The sequence below is a fragment of the Dyella flagellata genome (genome assembly GCF_030160275.1).
In the GTDB taxonomy this organism is placed as follows: Bacteria; Pseudomonadota; Gammaproteobacteria; order Xanthomonadales; family Rhodanobacteraceae; genus Dyella_B; species Dyella_B flagellata.
Map to the genome: position 1 here is coordinate 51,378 of NZ_BSOA01000052.1, position 24,623 is coordinate 76,000.

Genomic DNA, 24,623 nt, shown 5'->3' on the forward strand with positions numbered 1-24,623 from the left:
CAGAAACTGGCTCAAGCGAACGAAGCGCGACGGGGCGGCGCATCAGCAAAGTAAGCCGCCAAGCGTTTCACTTGTGCAGGGTTAAGGCGCAGGCCAAGCTTGCTGCGCCGCCAAAGCACGTCGCTTGCATCAACCGCCCACTCCATGGCGCGCAGGTAATCCACTTCGGCCTGATAGAGATCGGCGCCGAAATATTCGCCCAAGTCCGCAAGCGAACGCGCTTGTCCGAGTATACGCGTGGCACGGCTGCCGTAACTGTGTACCAGGCGCCACGTCATCGATTCGGGCAGCCAGGGATGCGCCGCTTGCAATTCGCGCTGCCAGGCATTCACGTCTTGCCGTTCACCGCCGGGCAGCGGATGGCCGGTGGAGGTCCATGCTTCGGTCGCATGGGGAAACACCGGCGCCAGCCGGTCCATGGCCTCCTCCGCGAGCTTGCGATAGGTGGTCAGCTTGCCGCCGAACACGTTGAGCAGCGGTGCGCCGTGCTGATCCAGTTCCAGCAAATAGTCGCGCGTGACTTCCGAGGCACTGCCTGACTCATCGTCAAGCAAGGGACGCACGCCGCTGTAACTCCACACCACGTCGGCCGGCGCGATGCTGCGCTTGAAGTAGCGATTTGCCGCATCGCAAAGATAACGCGTTTCTTCCTCGCAGATGCGTGGCGCCGAGGGATCGTCGCGGTATTCCAGGTCGGTGGTGCCGATCAGGGTGAAATCGTGTTCGTAGGGAATGGCAAACACGATGCGGCGATCGGGCTGCTGAAAGATGTACGCGTAAGGATGCTCGAACAGGCGTGGCACGACGATGTGACTGCCTTTGACCAAGCGCAGGGCATGATCGTGTCCGACCTTGGCGACCTGGTCGAGGAATTGCACGGCCCAAGGGCCGGTGGCATTGACCAGCGCCTTGGCGCGAATGCTGGTGAGTTCGCCGTGCGCGGTTTGCAGCTGCGCGGTCCAACCCAGCTCATCGCGCTCTGCGCTGACACAGCACGTGTGAGTGAAGATGCTTGCGCCGCGCTCCATCGCGTCCATGGCGTTGAGCACCACCAGCCGTGCGTCCTGCACCCAGGCATCGGAGTAGACGAAGCCGATGTGGAACTCCTCGCGCAAGGGCAAGCCGGACTTATGGCGCTTCAAGGACACACGCCGCGACTTCGGCAGCGTGCGCCTGCCGCGGCCCAGATGGTCGTAGAGGAACAGACCCAGCCGGATCATCCACGCCGGCCGCAGATGGGACTGGTGCGGCAGCACGAAGCGCAATGGCCAGATGATGTGCGGAGCGGCATGCAGCAGCACTTCGCGCTCGGCCAGGGCCTTGCCGACCAGGGCGAACTCGTATTGCTCCAGGTAACGCAGGCCACCATGGATCAGCTTGGTGCTGGCGCTGGAGGTGTGCGCGGCGAGGTCGTCGCGCTCGCACAGGCACACCGACAGCCCGCGCCCTGCCGCATCTCGCGCAATACCTACGCCATTGATGCCGCCGCCTACCACCAGTAGATCGAACTGCTCGGTCATCGCTCGTTCCGTGGGTACTCACCCAAAGCCTAGGTTCGTTTTCGATCAGACGAACTGAAAATATCCAAAATTTGTGGGAAATCAAGCCTAATTTGTTCGAATTTTCAACAAATCATGATCGTATTCGAACATTTTCGCGTGGCAGACTGCCATGCCCTGCCGCCTTCAAGCATCGGCGACATGCACCTGGGTGCCAGCCTCAACCAGCACTGTGCCCAGCTCGGGCGGCGGGGCGCGGTCGGTAAACCAGGCCTGGACCAGGGAAATCGGCCCCAAGCGCACCAGGGCGTTGCGCCCCACCTTGCTGTGGTCGGCCGCCAGGAATACTTGCCGGGAATGCTCGACGATGGCCTGCGCCACGCGTACCTCGTTCAAGTCGAAATCGAACAGGGTGCCGTCCGGATCGATGCCGGAAATGCCAATCACGCCGAAATCCACCTTGAACTGGCGGACCAGCTCGATGGCCGGTTGACCGGTGACGCCGTGATCGCGCCCGCGCACCACGCCACCGGCCACGATCACCTCGAAACTCGGGTTTTCGCTGAGCATGGTCGCCACATTGAGGTTGTTGGTAATCACCCTGAGGCCTTTGTGGTTCATCAAGGCGCGGGCTACGTCTTCGTTGGTAGTGCCCAGATTGATGAACAGCGAAGCGTCGTCGGGAATGTGGCGGGCCAGCAAGGCGGCGAGGCGCGACTTTTCCTCGTGCAGCAAGTGCTGGCGCTTGGCATAGGCCAGATTTTCCACGCTCGAAGGCAGGCTTACGCCGCCGTGATAGCGGCGCAAAAAGCCGGCGTCGCACAGCGTGGCCAGATCACGGCGGATGGTCTGCTGAGTGACTTCGAAGTGCCCGGCCAAATCCTCCACGGTGGCAAAGCCCTCCTCCCGCACGCGCGCTACGAGCTGCTCCTGCCTGCGGTTTAGTACCAAATCGCCCATCTTCGCTTCCCTTGGCGCAATGGCCGCCATGGTAGCGTGAGCGCATAAGCGCCTGAGGGCACCAGAGCACCCCTAGAGCCACATTGGTAACCCTCCCACATCCCCCATGGCCCAAGGCCGGCAGAACTTTCGGGCCGGATCACACGTAGTGCTGCCTCCGCCTCTATAATCGAAGTTCTATGTCCAGCCCCAGCCGCATGAACACCTCCGTTCTCCAGACCATCGACCCCGCTCGCGATTTTGCCGGGGTGCGCGCCCTTGCCGAAGGTGACATGCAGCGCATCGATGCCCTGGTCCGGCAGCGGCTCGCCTCCGACGTAGTCCTGATCAACCAGATCGCCGACCACATCATCGCCGGCGGCGGCAAGCGCCTGCGCCCGATGCTACACGCCCTCGCCGCCCGCGCGGCCGGCTATTCCGGCGACAAGCACATCAAGCTGGCGGCGGTGATCGAGTTCATCCACACCTCCACCTTGCTGCACGACGATGTAGTGGATGAGTCGGACCTGCGTCGCGGCCGCAAGACCGCCAATGCCCTGTGGGGCAATGCCGCCAGCGTGCTGGTGGGCGATTTCCTGTATTCGCGCTCGTTCCAGCTGATGGTGGAACTGGATGACATGCGCATCATGCGCATCCTCGCCGACACCACCAACACCATCGCCGAGGGCGAGGTACTGCAATTGCTCAACATCGGCAATGCCGATGTGGACGAGGCCGCCTACCTGGCCGTGATCGAGCGCAAGACCGCGGTGCTGTTCGCCGCGGCCACCCAGCTTGGGGGCCTGCTCGGCGGCCTGTCGGAAGTGCAGGTCGCTGCATTGCGCCGTTACGGCATGCAGCTAGGCTACGCCTTCCAGATCGCCGACGACCTGCTGGACTACATCAGCGATACCCGCACCCTGGGCAAGAACATCGGCGACGACCTGGCCGAAGGCAAGCCAACCCTGCCGCTGATCTATGCCCTGCAGCGCGTGAGTGCGGAGCAGGCGAAAGAGATGCGCCACGCCATCGAGCACGGCGGCCTGGGTTCGCTGGATCACATCATCGCCGCCATCCGCGAATCGGGCGCGCTCGAACGCACTCGCGAATGCGCGTTGAGGCATGCGCGCGCGGCGCGCGAAGCGCTGGCGCCCCTGCCGCCTTCGTCTTATCGGGATGCGCTGACGGCGCTGGCCGATTACTCGGTCCAACGCACGTTCTAGTAGGTTGGGGTGCAAACCCTGAGGTATCCCCACGTTTTTCCTTTACCTGCATACGTGCGCCAAATGCCGTCATTCCCGCGAAAGCGGGAATCCATTTTCAGGATGCATCAGAGCAAGATGGATTCCCTCTTTCGCGGGAATGACGGCCCGTTTCTTTGGATGTCAGCGGGCTAAAACGCAGCTGCCTGATTTTTACGGGATCCAAGAGCAAAAAACGTGGGGATACCTCAGGGTGCAAACCCCAACCTACAACGCATCAAGGCGTACCCGTGAACGCCGCCTGCAACCACTCGTGCATCAAGCGATAGCTGCGCGCCGCTGCTCTTGCGTCGTACTTGCAACCCGGCAGGTTCTCTTCCGTTTCGGTGAAGCAGTGCACGGCATTGCCGAGTACCACGAATTGCCAGTCGGCCGGGCTGGCGCGCATTTCGTCCATGAACTTGCCGGCATCGGGCATGGTGCCCTTGTCGTCGGCGCCGTTCATTACCAGCACGCGTGCCTTGATGCGCTTGGCGAGCGCGGGATCGTCGGTGGTGAGGCCGCCATGGAACGACACTACCGCGGCAATGTCGGCACCGCTACGCGCGAGATCCAGCACAGCCGTGCCACCGAAGCAGAAGCCGATCGCCGCAAGTTTGGCGGTATCAATCGGCGCATTCGCTGCCTGCGCCTTCAATTGCGCGAGTGCTTCGTTGATGCGCTTGCGCATCAACGCACGATCGGTATACAGCGGTGTGGTGGCAGCTTTCGCCTGATCGGCGCGGCCCGGTTCAGGCCGCAGGTTTTCGCCGTACATATCGGTGAGCAGGATCACGTAATCCTTGCCTGCGATCATCTGCGCCTTCTTGATGGCGATGTCGTTCACGCCATACCAGTTCGGCACCATCACCAGGCCGGGACGCTTGGCATGGCTGGCATCGTCGTAGACCAGCACGCTCTTGAAGTGCGTACCATCCAGCGTCCACTCGACAGGACGTTGCACCATCCTGGCCTGTGCGGCGAAGCTCAGGCCGGCGAACAAGGCGAAGCAGACTGCTCGAACGAAGCGCATACGGGTTTCCTCAGTAGGGAGCGGAAAGCCAAAACACTGCCATCCTGCACGAAGCCTGCTGCTCGCCTCCAAGCGAGCCGACACTAAAGCCCTGCCGCATGTGTCGCCAAGCGCTGCTTGAGTGGCCGCAGACGGTCGACCAGGCGAATGCCTAACCCGCGTGCCATCACCCATGGCGCGCTTTGCCACGCATAAATGCGCGCGAGTGCATCGAAACTACGCGCATCGAGCGTATCCGCGCTACGGCGGCGGCGCGCATAACGGTTAAGCACCGACGTGGAAGAAAAATCACGTCCTTCGTCACGCGCGGCGGCCAGTACATCACGCAGCTCGGCAACATCGCGCAAGCCCAGATTCACCCCCTGCCCGGCCAGCGGGTGTACGACATGGGCCGCATCGCCGAGCAGCACGAAGCGCTCAGCCTGATAGGTGCTGGCGAGCTGTAGCTTGAGCGGAAAGGCGGCGCGCCGGGTGGTGGCAGTGACACGTCCAAGGCGGAAATCGCTGGCGACGCCAAGCTCTTTGACAAAGGCCTCGTCATCCAGCGATAGCACGCGTCGCGCTTCGCTTTCAGGCAGCGACCAGACGATGGAACTGCGCCCGTCGGCGAGTGGCAGCAAGGCGAGCGGCCCGGCCGGAAGAAAACGCTGCCAGCAAGCATGTGCATGCGGGCGCTCGGTGGTGACGTGCGCCACCACTGCGCGCTGCGAATAATCCCTGCCGCTGGTCGCGATGCCGGCGCGTTCGCGCAAGGGCGAATTGCCGCCATCGGCGGCAACCAACAAGCGCACCGATACGCTTTCGCCGTCAGCCAGCTCCAGCACCACGCGATCGGCACGCGTTTCGAAATCCTTGACCGTAACCGGGCACAAGCGCTGCACCCCGGCCGCATCCAGCGCCTGCCACAGCTTCCACTGCACCAGGTTGTTTTCGACGATATAGCCCAGCAGATTACGTCCTTCGTCCGCGGCGTCGAAATCGATCGACGCGCCGTTCTGCGCATCCCATACATGCATATGCGCATAAGGACAAGCGCGTGCGTCACGTATGGACGTCCAGACACCCAGTTCGTCGAGCAACTTGATCGATGAAGGTGCGAGGCCGACGACGCGCAAGTCAACGTCGTCCTGCGGGTGCCAAGGCGCTGGCTCACGCGCTTCCAGCAGCGCGGTGCTGAAGCCGGCACGACTCAAAGCGAGCGCTGCGGCAGCCCCAACCATGCCACCACCGACTACCGCCACATCCAGGGCGGGCGTGCGACGCTGTGTTGCGGGGATCGTTCTCACGGCAGGCGCTCCAACACTGCACGCGGCGGCTCGCCGCGGAAACCCATGCCACGCCGCGCCAGTGCTTGTTGCAGCGGCGGCACGCGATCGTACGCCAACAAGGCAAGCGAACGGAACGGCGCCAGCCATGGCTCCGGCATGCAGGCGAAGCGCACCAGATCGTGGCTCATGGCCATGGTGCCTTCGCGATCCGGCGCGCGGCGCGCGGCGTAGCGCTCGAGCAAGTCGGGGGACCCGGGATCCGCCGCTGCAGCGACCAGCTCGGCCAGGGTCAGCGCATCGCGCAATCCCAAATTGAAACCTTGCGCACCGATCGGATGCACCGTCTGCGCGGCATTGCCTACCAACACGGCGCGCGGAGCGATCAGCCCGCGGGCGGCAACTCGCTTGATGGCATAAGGATGACGCTTGCCGGGTCGGTTCAGGCGCCCCAGGCGCCATCCGAAACGGCGCTGCGCCAGCGCGATGAAGTCCGCGTCGTTCAAGTCGGTTACCGCGCCAGCCATCTCCGAATCAACCGTAAGCACCAGGCCACAGCGGCGCTCCGCGAGCGGCAGCATGGCGATCGGGCCTTCGTCGGAAAAGCGCTCCCAGGCGCGATTCGCCGGATCGCGCTCCGGGGTGACGGTGCATACGAACAAGGTCTGCTGGTAATCGTGCACATCGGCCTGGATGCCCAACTGGGCGCGCACGAAGGACTCGGTGCCGTCCGCACCGACCAGCAAGGCAGCGTCAATGTGTTGCGCGCCGTCAGGCGTCTTGATCTGCGCGCGCCAGCCATCGGCGCACTTGGCAAGGCCGGTCAGGCTGGCCGGCGCCAGGCGCACCAGGCGCTGGCAAGCATCCAGGCGACGCAACAGAGCAGCGCCCAGTTCACGCGCCGGTAAAGTCCAACCCAACGCGTCGACGCCATGCCTGGCGGCATCCAGCCGTGCGCTACCGAACTCCCCCGCGCGGCTGACATGGATGTGTTGGATCGGCGTAGCTTGCGCGGCGGCGAGCGGCCATACGCCGATCGCCGTCAGCCCATTCACGGTGGCGCGTGCCAACGCAAGATTGCGTTCGTCATAACTGGGCTGCGCATCCGCACGCGGCGCGGCAGCTTCGACCAGGGTGACGTGGCACCCGGCCGCATCCAGCGCGATCGCCAGGCTGGCGCCGACCAGGCCACCGCCGACCACCAGCACGTTGCCCTCGGGGGCAAAAGGGGGAGAGATAGTCATGCGCGGATGATACGCGGTGTACGGGTTGCTCTGGTCCATGTCCCAGCAGCGCCCATAACGATGGTCTGAAAAAGTCCGTCACGGACTTTTTCAGACGCGCCGCGTCCGGTACACGCCCGGACGTGGCTACGCCAGATCAGGCACTTACGTGCCTGATCTGCGGCGGGCCTTCCCTGGCCCGCGGAAACTCTGAACTAAGTTCAGAGTTTCCTTAAATTCCTCCGCATTGGGCTAAACTGCGCAGTCTTCGCACCGTCTTGCACTTGGCTTTCCTACGGAGTTCTTCATGGCTACGACTTCGACCCAGCGCTTTGGCATCTTCGCCGCGCTCGCCTTGGTTATGGCAGCGACACGCGTGCATTTGTCGCTATTCCACCACGATATCTGGGACGCGTCGTGGGGCGTGTTCTTCCTGGCCGGCTTCTGGTTGCGCGGTACCGGCCGCTGGGCGTTCCCGCTGCTCATGGCCGAGGCGGTGCTGGTCGACTACGTGGTCATCACGCGGATGGGCATCAGCTTCTGGGACCACTACTGCGTATCGGCCGGTTATTGGTTCCTGGTTGCCGCCTACGGCGCGCTGTGGATCGGCGGCAGCTGGCTGGCCAAGCATCAGCGCGGCATCAAGCTTTCCACGCTGGGCATGGCCGTGGCCGCGCTGCTGGTGAGCGAGAACGCGTGCTATGTGATCTCCAACGGCAGCTTCTATTGGTTGAGCGCGCACGTGCCGGCGCCGAAGAGCTTTGCGGCCTGGTTCGAAAACCTGGGCGACTGGTACCTGCCGTTCCTTGAAACCACCGCGGTATACGTGGGCCTGGGTGGCGTGCTGCATGTCCTTGCCGTGCAGCTCGCACGCCTGTCGCAGCACAGCGGCCAGACGCAGCACTGAGAGCCGGACCACTGTGGGCAACCGGCTTTCGAAAATCTATACGCGCACCGGTGACGACGGCAGCACCGGCCTGGGTGACGGTTCGCGCGTCCGGAAGGATTCCGCGCGGGTCAACGCGTACGGCACTGTCGACGAACTCAACAGCACGATCGGCATGGTGCTGGCCTGCGATGGGCTTGACGCCGAGATGCATGAAACGCTCACCCAGGTGCAGCACGAGCTGTTCGATCTCGGCGGCGAACTGTGCATTCCCGGCATGGCGATGATCGAGGATGCCGACATCGATCGCCTGGAGCAGGTGCTGGACCGCTACAACGATCCGCTGCCGCCGCTGAAGGATTTCATTCTGCCGGGGGGCGGCATGGCCGCCTCCTGCTGCCATCTGGCGCGCACCGTATGCCGGCGTGCGGAACGCGAAGTGATTGCCCTGGGACGAGTGGAAAGCGTGCGGCCGCAGGCGCAACGCTATCTCAACCGCCTGTCCGACCTGCTATTCGTGTTGTGTCGCGTGTTGGCCCGCGCCAGCGGTCATGGCGAGGTGCTCTGGCAGCACGAACGGCGCCGCAAGCCCGCGAGCTGAACAAGATGCTGCGGCTTTTTACCCACGCGGTCTGCCTGCAGCACGATCCCGGCCTTGGTCATCCCGAATCGCCGGCCCGCCTGAAGGCGGTGCTGCAGGCGCTGGATCAGGATCGCTTTGCCAGCGTGGACCGCGTCGAAGCGCCGCGGGCTACCCGGGAGCAATTGCTGCGGGTCCATACTCCTGAGCACGTGGAGCGCATCCTTGCGACAACGCCGGACGCAGACACGATTCGGCTGGATGAGGACACCCTGATGTCGCAGGCTTCGGCCGAGGCCGGCTTGCGTGCGGCCGGCGCACTGGTGGCCGCGGTGGATGCCGTGATGTCGGGCAGCGCCACGCGCGCCTTCTGCGCGGTGCGCCCTCCCGGCCACCACGCCACCCCTGATACCGCCATGGGCTTCTGCCTGTTCAACAATGTCGCCGTGGGCGCTGCGCATGCGTTGGCTGCCCATGGCCTGAAGCGGGTGGCCATCGCCGATTTCGACGTGCACCACGGCAACGGCACGCAAGACATTTTTCAGCGCGAGCCGCGGGTCCTGTTCATCTCTTCGCACCAGCAGCCGCTGTATCCGGGCACAGGTAGTCCGGAAGAACAGGGGGTAGGCAATATCGTCAATGCGCCCCTGTCGTCCGGCGAGGGTTCAGACGAATTCCGTGCGCTTTGGAACGAAGCGCTGCTACCGAAACTGCATGCGTTCAAGCCGCAGCTCGTACTGGTTTCGGCCGGTTTCGATGCACACCAGCGCGATCCGCTGGCGAATCTGCAGTTGCAGACCGAGGACTATGCCTGGATCACCGAGCGGCTGGTCGACCTGGCCCGCGCGCATGCGAGCGGCAGGCTGGTTTCCACCCTGGAGGGCGGCTACGACCTGCAGGCGCTGGCGGCCAGTGTGGGAGCCCACGTTAGTGCGCTGATGGACTAGGTCCAGGCTGGAATGGCTTTTGTCCATGCGGCGCCCGATGCCGGGTTTGTCACCCCAACCTACCGGTCTGAGCTAGGGTGAGCGGGTGTGCTGGTCAGGCGCGAAATCCAGCGCCACCGAGTTGATGCAGTAACGCATCCCCGTCGGCTTGGGGCCGTCCGGGAAAACATGCCCCAGGTGAGAGTCGCATTCCGCGCAGCGCACTTCCGTGCGGCGCATGCCGTGGCTCTCGTCCGATACCAGGCTTACCGCCGTGCGCTTGATCGGCTGGAAGAAGCTCGGCCAGCCGGAACCGGAATCGTATTTGGTTTCGGAGGCGAACAGCGGTGCTTGGCAGGCCACGCAGAGATAGGTTCCCGCCTCCTTGTGCTTGTACCACTTGCCACTGAAGGGTGGCTCAGTGGCCGAGCAACGGCAGACCGCGTACTGCGCCGGATCCAGGCTCCCTCGCCACTCCTCGTCGGTCTTGTAAGGCTTGTGCTCATTCATATCTCATCCAAGATGCGTGCCGTCCACAGGGCCTTTCTGATAGCTTAACGCCCCTTCGTCGCCGATTGATCGCCTCCGTGAAGCCCAAGAGCCTGCCGTCCTCGCGTTCTCTGCCTCCACGCCGCCTCCTAGCAATCGCTGCTGCCGCTGCGCTGTTCAGCAATCAGGGCGCGCATGCATCCTCACAGACCAAGCACCCGAAGGCCACGCTGAACGGCTCGGAAGTAGTCTGCCCCCTGGGTGACTTCCTCTGCCCCCCCCGTCCGGATAACTTCGCGCTGTGCAAGCCCAACGGCATGCTGGAGTTCTACGACCCGTTCCTGAGCAAGGATTCGGCCCTGCGCGCCTCGGCCACCACCCAGGTGTGGGCCGATCACGTGGAAAGCCCCGACCAGATCACCTATCACCTGAACGGCCACGTGAAAACGGTCCGCGCCGACCAGGAGTTGCACGCGGACTTCGCCGACTACAACAGCGATAGCACCGATTACGACGCCCGCGGCAATGTGAGCTACCAGGAAGCCACCCACTTGCTGTCGGCCGACCATATCACTGGTAACACCGGCGACAGCACCGGGCTGGCAACCGGCAACGTGCGCTATCAGCTGCTCGACTCGCACGGCAACGGCACCGCGGTGCGGGCCCAAATGCTGGACGCGGATCGCAACCGCTACACCATGGCCACCTATTCCACCTGCGACGTCGGTGGACATATCTGGGAGTTGCGCGCCCGGGAGATCGACACCGACGACACCTCCGGCCGTGGCGTGGCGCACAGCGCCACCATGAGCATGTACGGGGTGCCGTTCTTCTATTTCCCGTGGATGTCCTTCCCACTCAACAACGATCGCCAAAGCGGCTTCCTGTACCCGTACTTCGAGCACACTGGCCGCGCCGGCTACCAGTTCCGCATTCCGTACTACTTCAACCTGGCACCCAATTACGATGCCACGCTCACGCCGCGCTACTACAGCCTGCGCGGCGCGATGCTGTCCGGCGAAGTGCGCTACATGTTCCCGCGTAGCAGCGGCGAGTTCCAGCTGGAGTTCCTGCCGCACGACAACTACAACGACCAGAAGCTCACCTCGGACTCGATCGATACACAAGGCCGGCAGCGCTACCTGTACCGCTTCGTCAACAACACCAGCCTATGGCCGGGCTGGTCGCTCAGCACGAACATCAACCGCGCGTCGGACCAGAACTACCTGCGCGACTTTGGCGATGACCTGTTCAGCATTTCCACCGCACTGCTGACCTCAAGCGTCTATTTGTATGGCGGCGGCAGTTGGTGGAGCGCTTCGCTTGGTGGCGATGTGTGGCAGAACGTGGACCCCTCGCAACCGAACAGCGTGGAACCCTACAAGCGCCTGCCGCGCGCCACCTTCAACATGGATATCCCGTTCGCGCGCTGGTACGACGTCGGCCTGACCAGCGAAGCGGTAAAGTTCCACAAATTCGACCAGGTGGAAGGTTCACGCGTCGACCTGTACCCCTACGTCGACGCGGATTTCCGGGGCGCCGCCTGGTTCATCCGGCCCAAACTGGCCTACCGCTATACTGGCTATTCGCTGGACAGCGGCTATCAGCGCTACAGCTATTACGGCGCCCTTCCCATCCCCAGCGACCCTAACGCCGCCAAGCCGGTCTCGCCGTTCACGCAAAGCAATCCAAGCCGCTCGTTGCCGATCATCAGCTTGGACCAGGGCCTGATCTTCGAGCGCAGCACCAACCTGTTCGATACGCACTACACGCAGACGTTGGAGCCGCGGCTGTATTACCTGTACGTGCCGTATCGCAACCAGAACAACTTGCCGTTGTTCGATACCTCGCCAATGGCGTTCGATGACTGGATGCTGTTCGCTCCGAACCAGTACTCCGGCGCGGATCGCCAGATGAACGCGAACAACCTTACCGCCGCGGTCACCACGCGCCTGCTCGACGACGGCGGTGTAGAGCGCCTGTCGGCCACGTTTGGCCAGATCCACTACTTCACGCCCCAGCGGATAGAACCGCTACTGTGCGAGACCATCGGCGCCACCGCTGCCACCTGCAACGCGGCCAAACCCTGGACAGGTTCGGACTACGTCGCCGAGCTCAGCACCCAGCTCAACGACCAGTGGACGGCCAGCACCGAATACCTGTGGAACCCGAACACCCGGCTGACCGACCTTGGCACCTTCACCTTGCAGCGCCGGCTGGGTTTCGACGGCGTCCTCAACTTCTCCTACCGCTTCCGCCGCGGCCTGCTGGAACAATATCAAGCCTCGACGGTCTATCCGCTCACGGAACGCTGGCGCCTGATTGGCGAGTGGACCTACTCGATGAGGGACAAGCGCACGGTGGAGGCCCTGGCTGGTGTGCAGTACGAAGGCTGTTGCGTAAAGGTGGCGTTGGTGGCCCGCCATTACGTGACCGGCTATTACGGCGTGATCAGCGCCCTGCCACCGGGCCAGAAGCCGCCGGGGAGCGATACCGCGGTCATGTTCCAGTTGGAATTCAAGGGACTAGGCGCCTTCAGCGGCCAGACGGAGAGCGTGCTGCGGCGTGATATCCTTGGCTATCAATAAGCGCGCCCAGGCAGGTTCGGGCGCCCTTAAAAAAAGCGGCCAGCGCGGCCGCGTTTTGAGTCATACGTTTACCCACCCTTCGCCTCCGGCGACAGAAGGCTGTTCACTGATGAAGCAGATTTTTGCGTTTGTCCTGCTGACGATCGTCACGGCGATCCCGTCGCTGGCCCAGGCTCAGTTCCTGGCGCCGCAGGACTCCAACTCCGGGTCGATCGACCGCATCGTCGCCGTCGTCGAGGACGAGGTGATTCTGCAAAGCGAGCTGAACGACGCCGTCGCCGCGATCCAGCAACAATATGCCAACCAGCCCGGACAGCTGCCGCCGATCGACGTGCTGCGCCGGCAGGTGCTCGATCGCCTGGTCTTGATGAAGCTGCAGCTGCAGCGCGCCGATGACCAGGGCATTCGCGTTTCCGACTCTGACGTCGACCAGGCCGTGCAGTCCGTGGCCGCGCAGAACAAGATGGCGCCTGAGCAGTTGCGCGCCGCCGTGGAACAAAGCGGCATGAGCTATGCCGCGTATCGCCAGCAATTGCATGACCAGCTGGTGGTGCAGAAGCTGCACGAAAACGTGGTGCACAGTTCGGTGTCGGTGACCGAGAGCGAAATCAACAACCTGCTCAACAGCTCCACCTACAAGGCGGGTGAAGTGCACCTGGCGCACATCCAGGTCAGCATCCCCGGCGGCGCTTCCGCTGCCGACATCCAGGCTGCGCAGAACAAGGCCGAGCAGGCCCTGGCCGCCATCAAAGGCGGCATGCCGTTCAAAGCGGCGGCGATCCGCTACTCCGACGCCCCGGACGCGCTGGATGGTGGCGATCTCGGCTGGCGCCGCATGGATGAAGTGCCTCCGGCCTTCGTCGACACTATCAGCGGCCTGAAGCCTGGTCAGACCAGCGGCATCCTGCACGGCCCCACCGGCTTCCACATCCTTCAGCTGGTGGACCAGCGCGCGCAGTCCAAGCAGATGGTGACTGAGTTCCATGCGCGCCAGATCATGATCCGTCCCAGCGAGCTGCTGTCGCCAACGCAGGCCCAGCAGAAGATACAGGATCTCTACAACCGCATCGTCAATAAGCACGAAGACTTCGCCAAGCTGGCGAAGGACAGCTCCAATGACGACACCACCGCCAATGCCGGCGGCGACATGGGCTGGTTCCAGCAGGGCGACTGGGGCACGCTGATCGGCCAGAAGGTGGCGGACATGAAGGACGGCGAGGTCTCGCAGCCCTTCCAGAGCGAACAAGGCTGGCACATTGTGCAGCGCCTGGGCACGCGCAACAGCGACATGACCAGCGAGATCGCACACAACCAGGCACGCCAGGCCATCGGCAATCGCAAAGCCGACCAGGCCTACGACGACTTTCTGCGCGACCTGCGCTCCGGCTCGTACGTGAAGATTCTCGTGCCGGAGCTGGAAGAACCCGCCACCGGCAACGGCAAGGCTTCGTCGTAATGGCGCAATGCAGTTAGGCGTGAACAGCCTCGCGCTACCGCGGCTCGCTCTTACCGCCGGCGAGCCGGCCGGTGTAGGTCCAGAGCTGCTGATCCGATTGGCCGCCACAGCGTTGGCGGCCAATTTCGTTGCGCTGACCGATCGAGGCCTGCTTGAACGCGCGGCGCAACGTTGTGGCGCCGCCATCCAGTTGCTGGACGATGATGGCGAAAACATCGCATGCCGCCCGCCTGGCACGCTACGCGTAAGACATATTCCTCTGCTCGAAACCGAGCTTCCCGGCCGCCCAGATCCAAGCAATGCCAGACACGTGCTAGCGGCGCTGACGGAAGCCGCGGACGGATGTCGGAGCGGACGCTATGCCGCGGTCGTCACGGCACCGCTGCAGAAATCCTCGATCAACGACGCCGGCATCCGTTTTAGCGGCCATACCGAATTTTTTGCCGAGCACAGCCACGCTGATGTAGTGATGATGCTGGCCAGCCCGGAACTGCGCGTGGCATTGGCCACCACCCATTTGCCATTGCGCGCAGTATCCGCCGCCATCGATGCCGCGTCGCTGGAACGCACGTTGCGCATCGTGCACGAGGAGCTACGCGCAAAGTTCGGCTTCGCCGAACCGCGCATCGCGGTGCTGGGCCTAAACCCGCATGCCGGGGAAAGCGGGCACATCGGGCATGAGGAGATCGAAACGATCATTCCAGTGATGAACAAGCTGCGCCAACAAGGCATGCAGCTGCTGGGCCCCCTGCCCGCCGATACGGCGTTTGTTCCCGCACAGCGCACGCGCTACGACGCTGTGTTGGCGATGTATCACGACCAGGCCTTGCCGGTGCTCAAGAGCGAAGCGTTCGACCGCACCGTGAACGTCACACTGGGCCTGCCCTTCATTCGCACGTCCGTCGACCACGGTACCGCGCTCGACCTTGCCGGCACCGGCAAGGCGGATCCCGCCAGCTTGATCGCGGCGGCGCGCATGGCCATGGATCTGGCATCCCGCAACAAAAGATGATGAACACCCCAGCCCGTCCCAAGAAAAGCTTTGGCCAGCACTTCCTGCACGAACGCCGCTACATAGAGCGCATCGTCGCCGCCATTTCGCCGCGTCCGGACGATTTCGTGGTTGAAATCGGCCCTGGCGAAGGCGCGCTGACCTTTCCGTTGCTGAGCGCCGCCGGCAAACTCACCGCGATCGAGCTGGATACCGACCTGATCCCGCGTCTCAAGGAACAGGCAAGCAGCATCGGCGAACTGTCGATCGTGCACTCCGACGTGCTGAAGGTGGACTTCACCGCGATGGCGCGACAGGCAGGCGTGACGCGGCTGCGCATTGCCGGCAATCTGCCTTACTACATTTCCAGTCCCATCCTGTTCCATTGTGTCGAGCATGCAGCGGCTATTGCCGATATGCATTTCATGTTGCAGAAGGAAGTGGTCGATCGCATGGCGGCGCCTCCCGGCAGCAAGGTGTATGGACGGCTATCCGTGATGCTGCAGCTGGCCTGCCGGGTGGAACCCTTGTTCGACGTTCCGCCGGGCGCGTTCCGGCCACCGCCGAAGGTGGATTCGTCGGTCGTGCGACTGGTGCCGCTTGCGCCCGAGGCGCGCCATGACGCCGATCCGGCGCGCGTGTATGCGATCGTCAAGGCAGCCTTCGCGCAACGCCGCAAGACACTTTCCAACGCGCTGCGGCAACTGATGGATGCCCAAGCCATTCGGGCGGCGGGGATCGACCCGAAGGCACGGGCCGAGGTATTGGCGCCCATGGACTTCGTGGCGCTGGCCAAAATCCAGGATCCGACATAGGTCGCGCAGGCTGGATGACAATCCCAGCTTGCCATGCGGGATCCCAATGCCGGGTCCCGAGTCCCGCTACAATGGGTGCATGAAAGACAAGTCCCCCTACACGATTGACGTGCAGGTGCAAACGCGTTTTGTCCCTGACCAGTCCGCTCCCAATGAAAACCGCTACGTTTTCGCCTACACGATCAGGCTGCGCAATGCCGGCTTCCTGCCGGCACGCCTGCTTACCCGCCACTGGGTCATCACGGATGCCAATGGCAAGGTCGAGGAGGTCTTCGGCGAGGGCGTGGTGGGCGAGCAGCCGTGGATGCGTCCGGGCGACGATTACGAATACACCTCCGGCGCCGTGCTGGAAACCGCGGTCGGGACGATGCAAGGCAGCTATCAGATGATGGCCGACGACGGTACGCGCTTCGATGCGCCGATCCCGATCTTCACGCTATCCATTCCCCGCACGCTGCATTGATCGAGGCCCCGTTGATGACACGCGCACGGCAGACCTCAAAGGCGAATCGCTGATGGCCACCTACGCAATCGGCGATGTCCAGGGTTGCTATCCGGAACTCAAGCGCTTGCTGGAGAAGTTACGCTTCGATCCGGCAGCGGACCGGTTGTGGTTCTGTGGCGATCTGGTCAACCGCGGCGGGCAGTCGCTGGACACGCTGCGCCTGGTGCATTCATTGCGCGACAACGCGATAGTCACGCTCGGCAACCACGACCTCAGCCTGCTGGCCATCGCGCAGCGCAAGCAGGATGCGCAGGCGCGCGTGAATCCGGAGCTGCGCGAAGTGCTGTTCGCCGAGGATGCGCAGACGCTGCTCGACTGGCTGCGCACCCAGAAGCTGCTGCATCTGGACGAGGGTATCGGCTGGACCATGGTGCACGCGGGCCTGGCGCCGAGCTGGACGCTGAAACAGGCACAGCGCTGTGCCTTGGAAGTGGAACGCGAGTTGGCCAGCCCACGGCATCCGCGTTTGCTCAAGAATCTGTTCGGCAATCGGCCTGCGGCATGGGCCAGCCGCCTGCAAGGCATAGAGCGCATGCGTGCCTCGATCAATACCTTGACCCGCATGCGCTTTTGCGACGTCAGCGGCCGCATCGACTTCGAAAGCAAGGGCGCGCCCGGCTCACAAAAACCCGGCATGTATCCCTGGTTCGAAGTTCCCGGCATGCGCAAGCGCGACACCCGCATCGTCTGCGGGCATTGGTCGGCGCTTGGCCGCTTCGCCGGCTTGGATGTCTACGGCATCGACACCGGCTGCGTGTGGGGTGGCAAACTCACCGCCCTGCGCCTGGATGGCGAGGAGCCGCAGTACATCACGGTGGATGCGGAACCGCATCGCAAGCGGATGCCTGGCGAGGATTGATCGCGTAGGCTGGGATGAAATCCCAGCCTCGTCATCGAGCTGGAAGCTGGGATTTCATCCCAGCCTGCACAGAGGTCAGTTCAGCTGACCGTGACAGTGCTTGTACTTCTTGCCCGAGCCGCACGGGCAGGGGTCATTGCGGCCCACTTTGGGGCCCGCCGCCGCTGGCTCCATGGTAGCTGCCGCAGCCTGTGCTGCCGGCGCTTCCATACCCAGCAGCGCTCCGCCCGCCGGCGCACCGCCGCCGGAGGCTTGCATCTGGCGCGCCATGCGCTCGGCCAGGCGCTGCTGCTCGGCTTCCATCGCGGCGACTTCTTCCTCGCTGCGAATACGGATGCGCGCCAGCATTTGCGTCACTTCGGTCTTGATGCGCGCCAGCATCTGCGAGAACAGCGAGAAGGACTCTTGCTTGAACGCCTGCTTTGGATCCTGCTGGGCGTAACCGCGCAGATAGATGCCCTGGCGCATGTAATCCATGCTGGCAAGGTGCTCCTTCCACGCGTTGTCGAGCACGCTCAGCATGATGTGCTTTTCCAGCTGGCGCATGGTTTCTGCACCAATCTGCTGTTCCTTGGCCTGGAACATCTCATTGACCAGGTCGCGCACATGCTCCAGCACGGTGTTGGCATCGGCTTCCGACTGCTGTTCCAGCCATGCCTTGAGCTGGCCCGAAACGCCGAACTCGCTTTCAAGCTCGCGCTCCAGACCGGCAATGTCCCACTGCTCGTCGATGCTGTCGGCCGGCACGTAGCGGCGCACGAGGTCGTTGACCACATCCTCGCGCACATCGGCGATGGTCGCGGAAACCTCTTCCTCTTCCAACAGCTCGTCGCGCTGGCGATAGATGACTTTACGCTGATCGTTGGCGACGTCGTCGTATTCGAGCAGGTTCTTGCGGATGTCGAAGTTGTGCTGCTCGACCTTGCGCTGGGCCTTTTCGATCTGCCGGCTGATCATCCGGTCTTCCAGTGCCTCGTCTTCCTTCATGCCGAAGCGCTTCATCCAGCGCACCAGGCCTTCGCCGCCGAAAATGCGCAGCAGGTTGTCCTGCAGCGACAGGTAGAAGCGCGAGGAACCCGGGTCGCCCTGGCGACCGGAGCGGCCGCGCAGCTGGTTGTCGATGCGGCGGGATTCATGGCGTTCGGTACCGACGATGTGCAGACCGCCGGCGGCGATCACCTGCTCGTGGCGCTTGAGCCATTCGGCTTTTACGTTCGCACGCTCGGCGTCGCCGGCATCCGGGCCTAGCGCATGCTGCGCCGCCTCCAGACTGCCGCCCAGCACGATGTCGGTACCACGACCGGCCATGTTGGTGGCGATGGTGACGGCGCCGGGCATGCCGGCCTGCGCCACGATGTGCGCCTCGCGCTCGTGCTGCTTGGCATTGAGCACTTCGTGCGGGATTTTTTCCTTGCGCAGCAGGTTGGACAGCAGCTCCGACACATCGATCGACGCCGTACCGACCAGCACCGGCTGGCCACGCTGATGGCAATCGCGAATATCCTCGATCACCGCCTTGTATTTCACGTCCTGGCCGAGGAACACCATGTCCGCGTTGTCCCGGCGGATCATCGGCTTGTGGGTGGGAATCACCACCACTTCCAGGCCATAGATCGTCTGGAATTCGTAGGCTTCGGTATCGGCCGTACCGGTCATGCCGGCCAGCTTCTTGTACATGCGGAACAGGTTCTGGAAGGTCACCGTGGCCAGCGTCTGGTTTTCGCGCTGGATCGGCACGCCTTCCTTCGCTTCCACCGCCTGATGCAGGCCGTCGGACCAGCGGCGGCCCGGCAGCGTGCGACCGGTGAATTCGTCGACAATGATCACCTCGCCGTCGCGCACGATGTAGTCGACGTCACGCTGATAGATCGCGTTCGCGCGCAATGCGGCGTTGAGGTGATGCACTATCGCGAGGTTGCGCGCATCGTACAGGCTGCCTTCCGGATCGATGACCTTCGCCTGCTGCAGCAGCTCTTCGGCGTGCTGCATGCCCTCTTCGGAAAGATGGACCTGCTTCTGCTTCTCGTCGACCCAGTAGTCGCCTGGACCATCTTCCAGCTCCTGGCGCGTCATGCGCGGCACGATCTTGTTCACCGCAATGTAGAGCTGCGGCGAATCCTCGGCCGGGCCGGAGATGATCAGCGGCGTGCGCGCTTCGTCGATCAGGATCGAATCCACTTCGTCGACGATGGCGTAGTGCAGGCCACGCTGCACGCGTTGCTCTTTGGACAGAGCCATGTTGTCGCGCAGATAGTCGAAGCCGTATTCGTTATTGGTGCCGTAGGTGATGTCCGCGGCGTAGGCGGAATGCTTGTCGGCATGCTCCATCCCCGGATACACCACACCCACGCTCATGCCGAGGAAGTTGTACAGCTTGCCCATCTGGGCGGCGTCGCGCTTGGCCAGGTAATCGTTGACGGTCACCACATGCGAACCCTTGCCTTCGAGGGCATTGAGGTACACGGGCGCGGTAGCCACCAGGGTCTTGCCTTCGCCGGTGCGCATCTCGGCGATCTTGCCCATGTGCAGCACCATGCCACCGATCAGCTGCACGTCGTAATGGCGCATGCCGAGCACACGCTTGGCGCCCTCGCGCACCACCGCGAAGGCTTCCGGCAGCAGCTTGTCCAGCGCCTCGCCCTGGCCTAAGCGTTGCTTGAATTCGTCGGTCTTGCCGCGCAAGGCCTCGTCACTGAGTTTCTCCAACTCAGGCTCCAGCGCATTGATGCGCGCGACGGTTTTGGACAGCTGGCGCAGTACTCGGTCGTTACGGCTGCCAAAGAGGCTCGTCAGGGCACGATTAAGCATCGATCTTCCGGATCAGGAAACTGGGGAAGCCCGCCGGAGCTAATCCGGCCGGGCAAAGATCTGATAATACTAGGGTCGGCCGGGTATCCCAAACGTGGAAAATCACGACTTCCCCATGTCCAGGGGTGGCGGTACGGCCGACTGCTTTCAAGGGTGACGCCGGGGAAAAGCGAAGCTCGCTCAGCGGTGGTTCTTGACGTACGCCAGCGGATTGAGCACGCGGCCGTCATACCAGACCTCGAAGTGCACGTGCGAGCCGGTGGAGCGGCCGCTGGAACCAGCCTGGGCGATCTCGTCGCCCACGCGCACATGCTGGCCGGGATGCACCAGCAGCTTGCTGTTGTGCGCATAGCGGGTCATATAACCGTTACCGTGGTCGATTTCCACCACGTTGCCGTAGCCGTTACGTACACCGGCATAGGTAACCATGCCCTCGGCCACCGTATGGACCGCACTGCCATAAGGCACCGCGATGTCCAGGCCGGTATGGCGAGCGGCGAGGCCATCGAAGGGATCGGCGCGAACCCCGAAGTAGGACGAGATGTAGCCGTCCGCCGGCATGCCGGTAGGCTTCAGGTTCGAATCGATGCGCGCGTTGAGCAACAGGCTCTGCATCGCGCTCAATTGCGCCTGCTGGGTTTGGAACTGGGTCGCCAACTGGTCGATGCCGGCGTCCAGTGTCTGCGGCAGTGCATAGGCACTGCTGCCATCGGTGACTTCCACACCGCCAACCGGCGGCGGCTGGTCGAAGTTGAATTCATTGCCATCGAGCTTGCCCACCTGCACCAGGCGCTCGCCCAGGGCATTGATGCGAGTTGCCTGCGCCTGCAGCTGTCCCAGCTTGATGGCCAGCGCATCAAGTTGGCGGTGCGCATCTTCGCGCAACTCTCCAAGCTGCCGATCCTGCATCTTCACCTGCCGGTGCAGCGTGTCGATCTCGGTCAGCGCACGGCCACGGGGACTGGCCACCGTCAAGGCCACGCTGGCGCCGATGCCGGCCAATACCAGCACGATCGCCGCACCTATGGAGCAGACCCGCCAGCGCAAACGCGAGTTGGCGAGGTCCAAAGTCTTGGGCACCTTCCCTGCGCGTGAGACGAGTATGATCTGCATGTCGTTTCCGGTTTGAAATTTCTTATCGCCACTGATGCAACGCGACGTGCCCGCCACTCACCGCTCAGGTCATGGGCCGCAACCCATCACCCAGGTCGGTCCTGTCGCAGCGCTGGCCAGAAAAGCTGGCAAGCTGGAAGCGTTGGACCGCGCATTGCGCCAGACGTTGCCGTCGCCCCTGCGCGAGCAGGTCAGATTCGCCAACTGGCGCGACGATCGCCTGGTTTTCCTGGCTTCCTCGCCGGCTTGGGCCTCGCGTTTGCGCCTGCAACAGGCACAAATCCTCGCCGCCGCACGCGCCATAGGCGCGAATGCCAGCTCAGTCACCGTGAAAGTGGCCCCCCTTCCTCCGCCTGACCCACAGCCGGAGCAATCAAAACCGCTTTCGCCCGCCGCAGCCCTTCACCTGAAGGCAGCCGCGGGTTCCATCCAAGATCCCGAATTACGGGCCATGTTCCTGGCTTTGGCGTCCGTCGCCGAAACTGCTGACTCCAGCTCTTCCGCCACGCCCTGAGCTAAAGACGCTTCGGTTCGGGAACAGGCGGACAGCCGCCCACCCCGCTGCGGAAGCGGTTTTATACCATGGCTCACCCCATCCCGGCCTGTATCCCTCGTGGTCATAACGTGAACCTGAGGACGATAAAAGTGTGATGAACATCACAAAAATGAAGAAACCGGGCCCAAAGGGCCCGGTCTAGGGGGTAGGGATCGGCTTTTTAAGCGCCCTGGATCAGATCGCCTGGGCGGGATGCGCGTAGGAGATCGGGGCGGTGGCCGGGTCGTCCTGGTAGCTCACTTCTTCCCATGCCGTGGCATCGGCCATCAGTGCGCGCAGCAACTTGTTGTTGAGCTCATGCCCGGACTTATGCGCGTAGTAAGCGCCGATCAGGCTGTGGCCGAGCAAGTACAGATCGCCGATTGCATCGAGGATCTTGTGCTTGACGAATTCGTCTTCGTAGCGAAGACCGTCCTCATTGAGCACACGGTAGTCGTCGAGCACCACGGCGTTATCCATCGAACCGCCCAGCGCGAGATTGTGTTCGCGCAGCATCTCGATGTCGCGCATGAAGCCGAAGGTACGTGCGCGGCTCACTTCCTTGACGAACGAGGTGGTGGAGAAATCGATCTCCGCGCGTGAGGTGCGCTTGGAAATGATCGGGTGATTGAACTCGATCGAGAAACCCACCTTGAAGCCTTCAAATGGCTCGAAACTGGCCCACTTGTCGCCTTCCTGCACCTTCACCGGCTTTTTGATGCGGATGAAGCGCTTGGGCGCGGACTGTTCTTCGATGCCTGCCGATTGCAGCAGGAAGACGAACGGACCGGCACTGCCGTCCATGATCGGCACCTCCGGCGCGGACAGGTCGACATACGCGTTGTCGATGCCCAGGCCCGCCATGGCCGATAGCAGGTGTTCCACGGTCGAAACACGCACGTCACCGTTGACCAGCGTGGTGGACAAACGCGTGTCGCCCACATGATCGGGACGCGCGTGGATTTCCACCGGCGGATTGAGATCGGTACGACGGAAGATGATGCCTGTGTTCGGCGCCGCCGGACGCAACGTCATGTAGACCTTATCGCCGGTATGCAGCCCGACGCCGGTGGCACGGATGATGTTCTTCAACGTACGCTGCTTAATCATTTATTGGGTACCTATAGGGGCAGCAGCCAATTTGTGCTGGGATGCTAACACAGTCTTAACCTGCGGAAAAACAAACCGTACCGTACTGAACGGTCAATCCTTCATTTTCCTTTCATCAAATAATGCGAGTCATTCGCATCCCGATGCTGCAAGCACTATAGGCAAAACAAGCACTTGCGATTCGACACAAAACCCCGCGCCGGGGACGGGAAAGATCCGGCAACGGGATTTTGGATCGGCAGCATGGAATCCGGCTCCACACGGCCAATCGTGCGCCATCCTTAAGCTCGCACTGCCTATCGCATTCAACGCGCGAACGCGACGCCAGCCGACATCAGTTGGATGCCCCCCTTCCTCGCTGCCGGTACCCCGGCGGCAATCAGGCAGCGGACTGAAGAGGATACCCTCCTCGCCCGGCACAGGGAACACTGACAAGTTAATGCGTCGTTAGTTCATGCGGCTCACACTTTTTTACATTTTTTTCTCTCCTAACGCCCGTGGCGGCGCCTCTTAGTCAGCCTGGCGGCGCAAAAAGGCGGGGATGTCCAGGTAGTCGAAGCTGGGATCGGCGCTCTTGGCCGGGCCTTCGCCGCCACGCGGATTGCTGGCCACCCCTTCTGGGTGCGCGTAATCCACCACTTCGTTGCCGGTACCGGTACGCAGCACCATCGGGCGCGGACGCTGGCGCATTTCCACCTGCTGGGCCGCGGCCTGGCGGACCGGCTGGCGGGCGGTGGCACGATTGAGGCCGGTGGCCACCACCGTCACGCGCACGTCGTCCTGCATTTCCTGGTCCAGCGAGGTGCCGATCACCACCGTGGCGTCTTCGCTGGCGAAGTCGTGGATGATGCGGCCGATTTCGTCGAACTCGCGCATGGTGAGGTTCGGACCGGCGGTGACGTTCACCAGGATGCCGCAAGCGCCATTGAGGTTGACGTCTTCCAGCAGCGGGTTGTTGATCGCCGCTTCCGCCGCCGCCTGGGCGCGATCGTCGCCACGGGCGGTACCCGAGCCCATCATCGAAAGCCCCATCTCGCTCATCACCGTGCGCACGTCGGCGAAGTCGACGTTGATCAGGCCCGGCGCCGTGATCAGATCGGCAATGCCCTGCACTGCGCCCAGCAGCACATCGTTGGCGGCCTTGAACGCGTTGAGCAGGGTCACTTCGCGACCCAGCACCGAAAGCAGTTTCTCGTTCGGTACCGTGATCAGCGAATCGACGTGCTGCGACAGATCCTCGATGCCCTTCAGGGCGACCTGCATACGGCGGCGGCCTTCGAACGGAAACGGCTTCGTAACCACGGCAACCGTCAGAATGCCCTTCTCTTTCGCCAGCTGGGCTACGACCGGAGCCGCACCGGTGCCGGTGCCGCCGCCCATGCCGGCGGTGATGAACACCATGTCCGCGCCTTCGAGCATTTCCTCGATGCGCTCGCGGTCTTCCAGCGCGGCCTGGCGGCCCACTTCCGGATTGGCGCCGGCGCCCAGGCCCTTGGTGACGTTGGCGCCCAGTTGCAGGTGCATACGCCCGCCGCAACCCTTCATGGCCTGTGCATCCGTGTTGCACACCACGAATTCGACGCCTTCGATGTTGGAGTTGAGCATGTGCGCGACCGCGTTGCCGCCGCCGCCACCCACGCCAATGACTTTGATCACCGCATTCGGTGCCAGTTTTTCGACCAGTTCAAACATTTCCCGTCCTCCGTAGAGCTTTCGTTGTCGTTGTAACCGCGGTGCGACTCCTGTCTTCCCGCGGTGGTGA

The 24,623-nt window shown here is 63.1% G+C and carries 21 protein-coding genes; 11 read left to right on the top strand and 10 right to left on the bottom strand.

Annotation, left to right across the window (positions count from 1 at the left end):
- Positions 1 to 11: 11 nt before the first annotated feature.
- Both glpD and QQJ96_RS22385 read right to left on the bottom strand, forming a co-directional pair.
- Positions 12 to 1,520: a glycerol-3-phosphate dehydrogenase gene (gene glpD, locus QQJ96_RS22380; protein ID WP_284334263.1), complete on the bottom strand. Its 1,509-nt coding sequence runs from the start codon at positions 1,518 to 1,520 to the stop codon at positions 12 to 14.
- A 165-nt stretch (positions 1,521 to 1,685) separates the two neighbouring features.
- A complete protein-coding gene (locus tag QQJ96_RS22385) occupies positions 1,686 to 2,489 on the bottom strand; it encodes a DeoR/GlpR family DNA-binding transcription regulator (protein ID WP_404649186.1) in 804 nt (267 codons plus the stop codon).
- A gap of 167 nt (positions 2,490 to 2,656) precedes the next feature.
- Here QQJ96_RS22385 and QQJ96_RS22390 point away from each other — a divergent pair, with 167 nt between their 5' ends.
- A complete protein-coding gene (locus QQJ96_RS22390; protein ID WP_284334340.1) occupies positions 2,657 to 3,661 on the top strand; it encodes a polyprenyl synthetase family protein in 1,005 nt (334 codons plus the stop codon).
- Positions 3,662 to 3,917: 256 nt separating this feature from the next.
- Here QQJ96_RS22390 and QQJ96_RS22395 read toward each other — a convergent pair whose 3' ends face one another.
- The 3 genes from QQJ96_RS22395 to ubiH all read right to left on the bottom strand — a co-directional run bounded on the left by QQJ96_RS22395 (position 3,918) and on the right by ubiH (position 7,221).
- Positions 3,918 to 4,712, bottom strand: coding sequence for a dienelactone hydrolase family protein (locus QQJ96_RS22395; protein ID WP_284334265.1), 795 nt, complete (start codon positions 4,710 to 4,712; stop codon positions 3,918 to 3,920).
- Between the two features lie 83 nt (positions 4,713 to 4,795).
- Positions 4,796 to 5,998, bottom strand: a complete 1,203-nt coding sequence (locus tag QQJ96_RS22400) for a UbiH/UbiF/VisC/COQ6 family ubiquinone biosynthesis hydroxylase (protein WP_284334266.1) — start codon at positions 5,996 to 5,998, stop codon at positions 4,796 to 4,798.
- Complete coding sequence (gene ubiH, locus QQJ96_RS22405; protein ID WP_284334267.1) at positions 5,995 to 7,221, bottom strand: 2-octaprenyl-6-methoxyphenyl hydroxylase; 1,227 nt, start codon at positions 7,219 to 7,221, stop codon at positions 5,995 to 5,997. Before ubiH ends, QQJ96_RS22400 begins: the two co-directional genes overlap by 4 nt.
- 286 nt (positions 7,222 to 7,507) lie before the next feature.
- On the opposite strand from ubiH, the gene QQJ96_RS22410 reads away from it, so the two are divergent.
- Genes QQJ96_RS22410 through QQJ96_RS22420 form a run of 3 tightly spaced genes read left to right on the top strand, consistent with a single transcriptional unit; the run spans position 7,508 to position 9,613 of the window.
- Positions 7,508 to 8,107 carry a hypothetical protein gene (locus QQJ96_RS22410; protein WP_284334268.1) on the top strand — a complete coding sequence of 200 codons (600 nt, stop codon included), beginning with the start codon at positions 7,508 to 7,510 and terminating at the stop codon, positions 8,105 to 8,107.
- A 13-nt stretch (positions 8,108 to 8,120) separates the two neighbouring features.
- Complete coding sequence (locus QQJ96_RS22415) at positions 8,121 to 8,687, top strand: cob(I)yrinic acid a,c-diamide adenosyltransferase (RefSeq protein ID WP_284334269.1); 567 nt, start codon at positions 8,121 to 8,123, stop codon at positions 8,685 to 8,687.
- A 5-nt stretch (positions 8,688 to 8,692) separates the two neighbouring features.
- Entirely contained in the window at positions 8,693 to 9,613 is a 921-nt protein-coding gene (locus QQJ96_RS22420; RefSeq protein ID WP_284334270.1) for a histone deacetylase family protein, read from the top strand.
- Positions 9,614 to 9,685: 72 nt separating this feature from the next.
- Here QQJ96_RS22420 and msrB read toward each other — a convergent pair whose 3' ends face one another.
- A complete protein-coding gene (gene msrB / locus QQJ96_RS22425; RefSeq protein WP_284334271.1) occupies positions 9,686 to 10,102 on the bottom strand; it encodes a peptide-methionine (R)-S-oxide reductase MsrB in 417 nt (138 codons plus the stop codon).
- A 77-nt stretch (positions 10,103 to 10,179) separates the two neighbouring features.
- Between msrB and QQJ96_RS22430 the strand changes: the two genes are divergently transcribed.
- From QQJ96_RS22430 to QQJ96_RS22455, 6 genes are all read left to right on the top strand, one after another.
- Positions 10,180 to 12,669 carry an LPS-assembly protein LptD gene (locus QQJ96_RS22430; RefSeq protein ID WP_284334272.1) on the top strand — a complete coding sequence of 830 codons (2,490 nt, stop codon included), beginning with the start codon at positions 10,180 to 10,182 and terminating at the stop codon, positions 12,667 to 12,669.
- Between the two features lie 109 nt (positions 12,670 to 12,778).
- Entirely contained in the window at positions 12,779 to 14,125 is a 1,347-nt protein-coding gene (locus QQJ96_RS22435) for a peptidylprolyl isomerase (protein ID WP_284334273.1), read from the top strand.
- 19 nt (positions 14,126 to 14,144) lie between these two features.
- Positions 14,145 to 15,137, top strand: a complete 993-nt coding sequence (pdxA, locus tag QQJ96_RS22440; protein ID WP_284334274.1) for a 4-hydroxythreonine-4-phosphate dehydrogenase PdxA — start codon at positions 14,145 to 14,147, stop codon at positions 15,135 to 15,137.
- A complete protein-coding gene (gene rsmA, locus QQJ96_RS22445) occupies positions 15,134 to 15,931 on the top strand; it encodes a 16S rRNA (adenine(1518)-N(6)/adenine(1519)-N(6))-dimethyltransferase RsmA (RefSeq protein ID WP_404649189.1) in 798 nt (265 codons plus the stop codon). Before pdxA ends, rsmA begins: the two co-directional genes overlap by 4 nt.
- A 79-nt stretch (positions 15,932 to 16,010) precedes the next feature.
- A complete protein-coding gene (gene apaG / locus QQJ96_RS22450) occupies positions 16,011 to 16,394 on the top strand; it encodes a Co2+/Mg2+ efflux protein ApaG (RefSeq protein ID WP_284334275.1) in 384 nt (127 codons plus the stop codon).
- Between the two features lie 52 nt (positions 16,395 to 16,446).
- Positions 16,447 to 17,295, top strand: a complete 849-nt coding sequence (locus tag QQJ96_RS22455; RefSeq protein ID WP_284334276.1) for a symmetrical bis(5'-nucleosyl)-tetraphosphatase — start codon at positions 16,447 to 16,449, stop codon at positions 17,293 to 17,295.
- Positions 17,296 to 17,370: 75 nt separating this feature from the next.
- Here the strand turns inward: QQJ96_RS22455 and secA are convergent, their stop codons facing one another.
- Positions 17,371 to 20,103 (bottom strand): preprotein translocase subunit SecA, encoded by a 2,733-nt coding sequence (gene secA, locus QQJ96_RS22460; RefSeq protein ID WP_284334277.1) that lies wholly within the window; start codon positions 20,101 to 20,103, stop codon positions 17,371 to 17,373.
- Positions 20,104 to 20,283: 180 nt separating this feature from the next.
- A complete protein-coding gene (locus QQJ96_RS22465) occupies positions 20,284 to 21,216 on the bottom strand; it encodes a M23 family metallopeptidase (RefSeq protein WP_284334278.1) in 933 nt (310 codons plus the stop codon).
- Between the two features lie 34 nt (positions 21,217 to 21,250).
- On the opposite strand from QQJ96_RS22465, the gene QQJ96_RS22470 reads away from it, so the two are divergent.
- A complete protein-coding gene (locus tag QQJ96_RS22470; protein WP_284334279.1) occupies positions 21,251 to 21,730 on the top strand; it encodes a DciA family protein in 480 nt (159 codons plus the stop codon).
- Between the two features lie 216 nt (positions 21,731 to 21,946).
- On the opposite strand, the gene lpxC is transcribed toward QQJ96_RS22470, so the two are convergent.
- The gene (gene lpxC, locus QQJ96_RS22475) at positions 21,947 to 22,861 is read right to left on the bottom strand and encodes a UDP-3-O-acyl-N-acetylglucosamine deacetylase (protein ID WP_284334280.1); all 915 of its coding nucleotides are present in this window, start codon (positions 22,859 to 22,861) and stop codon (positions 21,947 to 21,949) included.
- Between the two features lie 510 nt (positions 22,862 to 23,371).
- On the bottom strand, positions 23,372 to 24,553 hold the full coding sequence (gene ftsZ / locus QQJ96_RS22480; protein WP_284334281.1) for a cell division protein FtsZ: 1,182 nt from the start codon (positions 24,551 to 24,553) through the stop codon (positions 23,372 to 23,374).
- Between the last annotated feature and the right edge of the window lie 70 nt (positions 24,554 to 24,623).

Excerpts from the sequence above, each read along its gene's own strand:
- glpD (WP_284334263.1), bottom strand. The coding sequence starts at position 1,520 with ATGACCGAGCAGTTCGATCTACTGGTGGTAGGCGGCGGCATCAATGGC.
- QQJ96_RS22385 (WP_404649186.1), bottom strand. The coding sequence starts at position 2,489 with ATGGCGGCCATTGCGCCAAGGGAAGCGAAGATGGGCGATTTGGTACTA.
- QQJ96_RS22390 (WP_284334340.1), top strand. The coding sequence starts at position 2,657 with ATGAACACCTCCGTTCTCCAGACCATCGACCCCGCTCGCGATTTTGCC.
- QQJ96_RS22395 (WP_284334265.1), bottom strand. The coding sequence starts at position 4,712 with ATGCGCTTCGTTCGAGCAGTCTGCTTCGCCTTGTTCGCCGGCCTGAGC.
- ubiH (WP_284334267.1), bottom strand. The coding sequence starts at position 7,221 with ATGACTATCTCTCCCCCTTTTGCCCCCGAGGGCAACGTGCTGGTGGTC.
- QQJ96_RS22410 (WP_284334268.1), top strand. The coding sequence starts at position 7,508 with ATGGCTACGACTTCGACCCAGCGCTTTGGCATCTTCGCCGCGCTCGCC.
- QQJ96_RS22420 (WP_284334270.1), top strand. The coding sequence starts at position 8,693 with ATGCTGCGGCTTTTTACCCACGCGGTCTGCCTGCAGCACGATCCCGGC.
- msrB (WP_284334271.1), bottom strand. The coding sequence starts at position 10,102 with ATGAATGAGCACAAGCCTTACAAGACCGACGAGGAGTGGCGAGGGAGC.
- QQJ96_RS22435 (WP_284334273.1), top strand. The coding sequence starts at position 12,779 with ATGAAGCAGATTTTTGCGTTTGTCCTGCTGACGATCGTCACGGCGATC.
- rsmA (WP_404649189.1), top strand. The coding sequence starts at position 15,134 with ATGATGAACACCCCAGCCCGTCCCAAGAAAAGCTTTGGCCAGCACTTC.
- apaG (WP_284334275.1), top strand. The coding sequence starts at position 16,011 with ATGAAAGACAAGTCCCCCTACACGATTGACGTGCAGGTGCAAACGCGT.
- QQJ96_RS22455 (WP_284334276.1), top strand. The coding sequence starts at position 16,447 with ATGGCCACCTACGCAATCGGCGATGTCCAGGGTTGCTATCCGGAACTC.
- secA (WP_284334277.1), bottom strand. The coding sequence starts at position 20,103 with ATGCTTAATCGTGCCCTGACGAGCCTCTTTGGCAGCCGTAACGACCGA.
- QQJ96_RS22465 (WP_284334278.1), bottom strand. The coding sequence starts at position 21,216 with ATGCAGATCATACTCGTCTCACGCGCAGGGAAGGTGCCCAAGACTTTG.
- QQJ96_RS22470 (WP_284334279.1), top strand. The coding sequence starts at position 21,251 with ATGCAACGCGACGTGCCCGCCACTCACCGCTCAGGTCATGGGCCGCAA.
- lpxC (WP_284334280.1), bottom strand. The coding sequence starts at position 22,861 with ATGATTAAGCAGCGTACGTTGAAGAACATCATCCGTGCCACCGGCGTC.
- ftsZ (WP_284334281.1), bottom strand. The coding sequence starts at position 24,553 with ATGTTTGAACTGGTCGAAAAACTGGCACCGAATGCGGTGATCAAAGTC.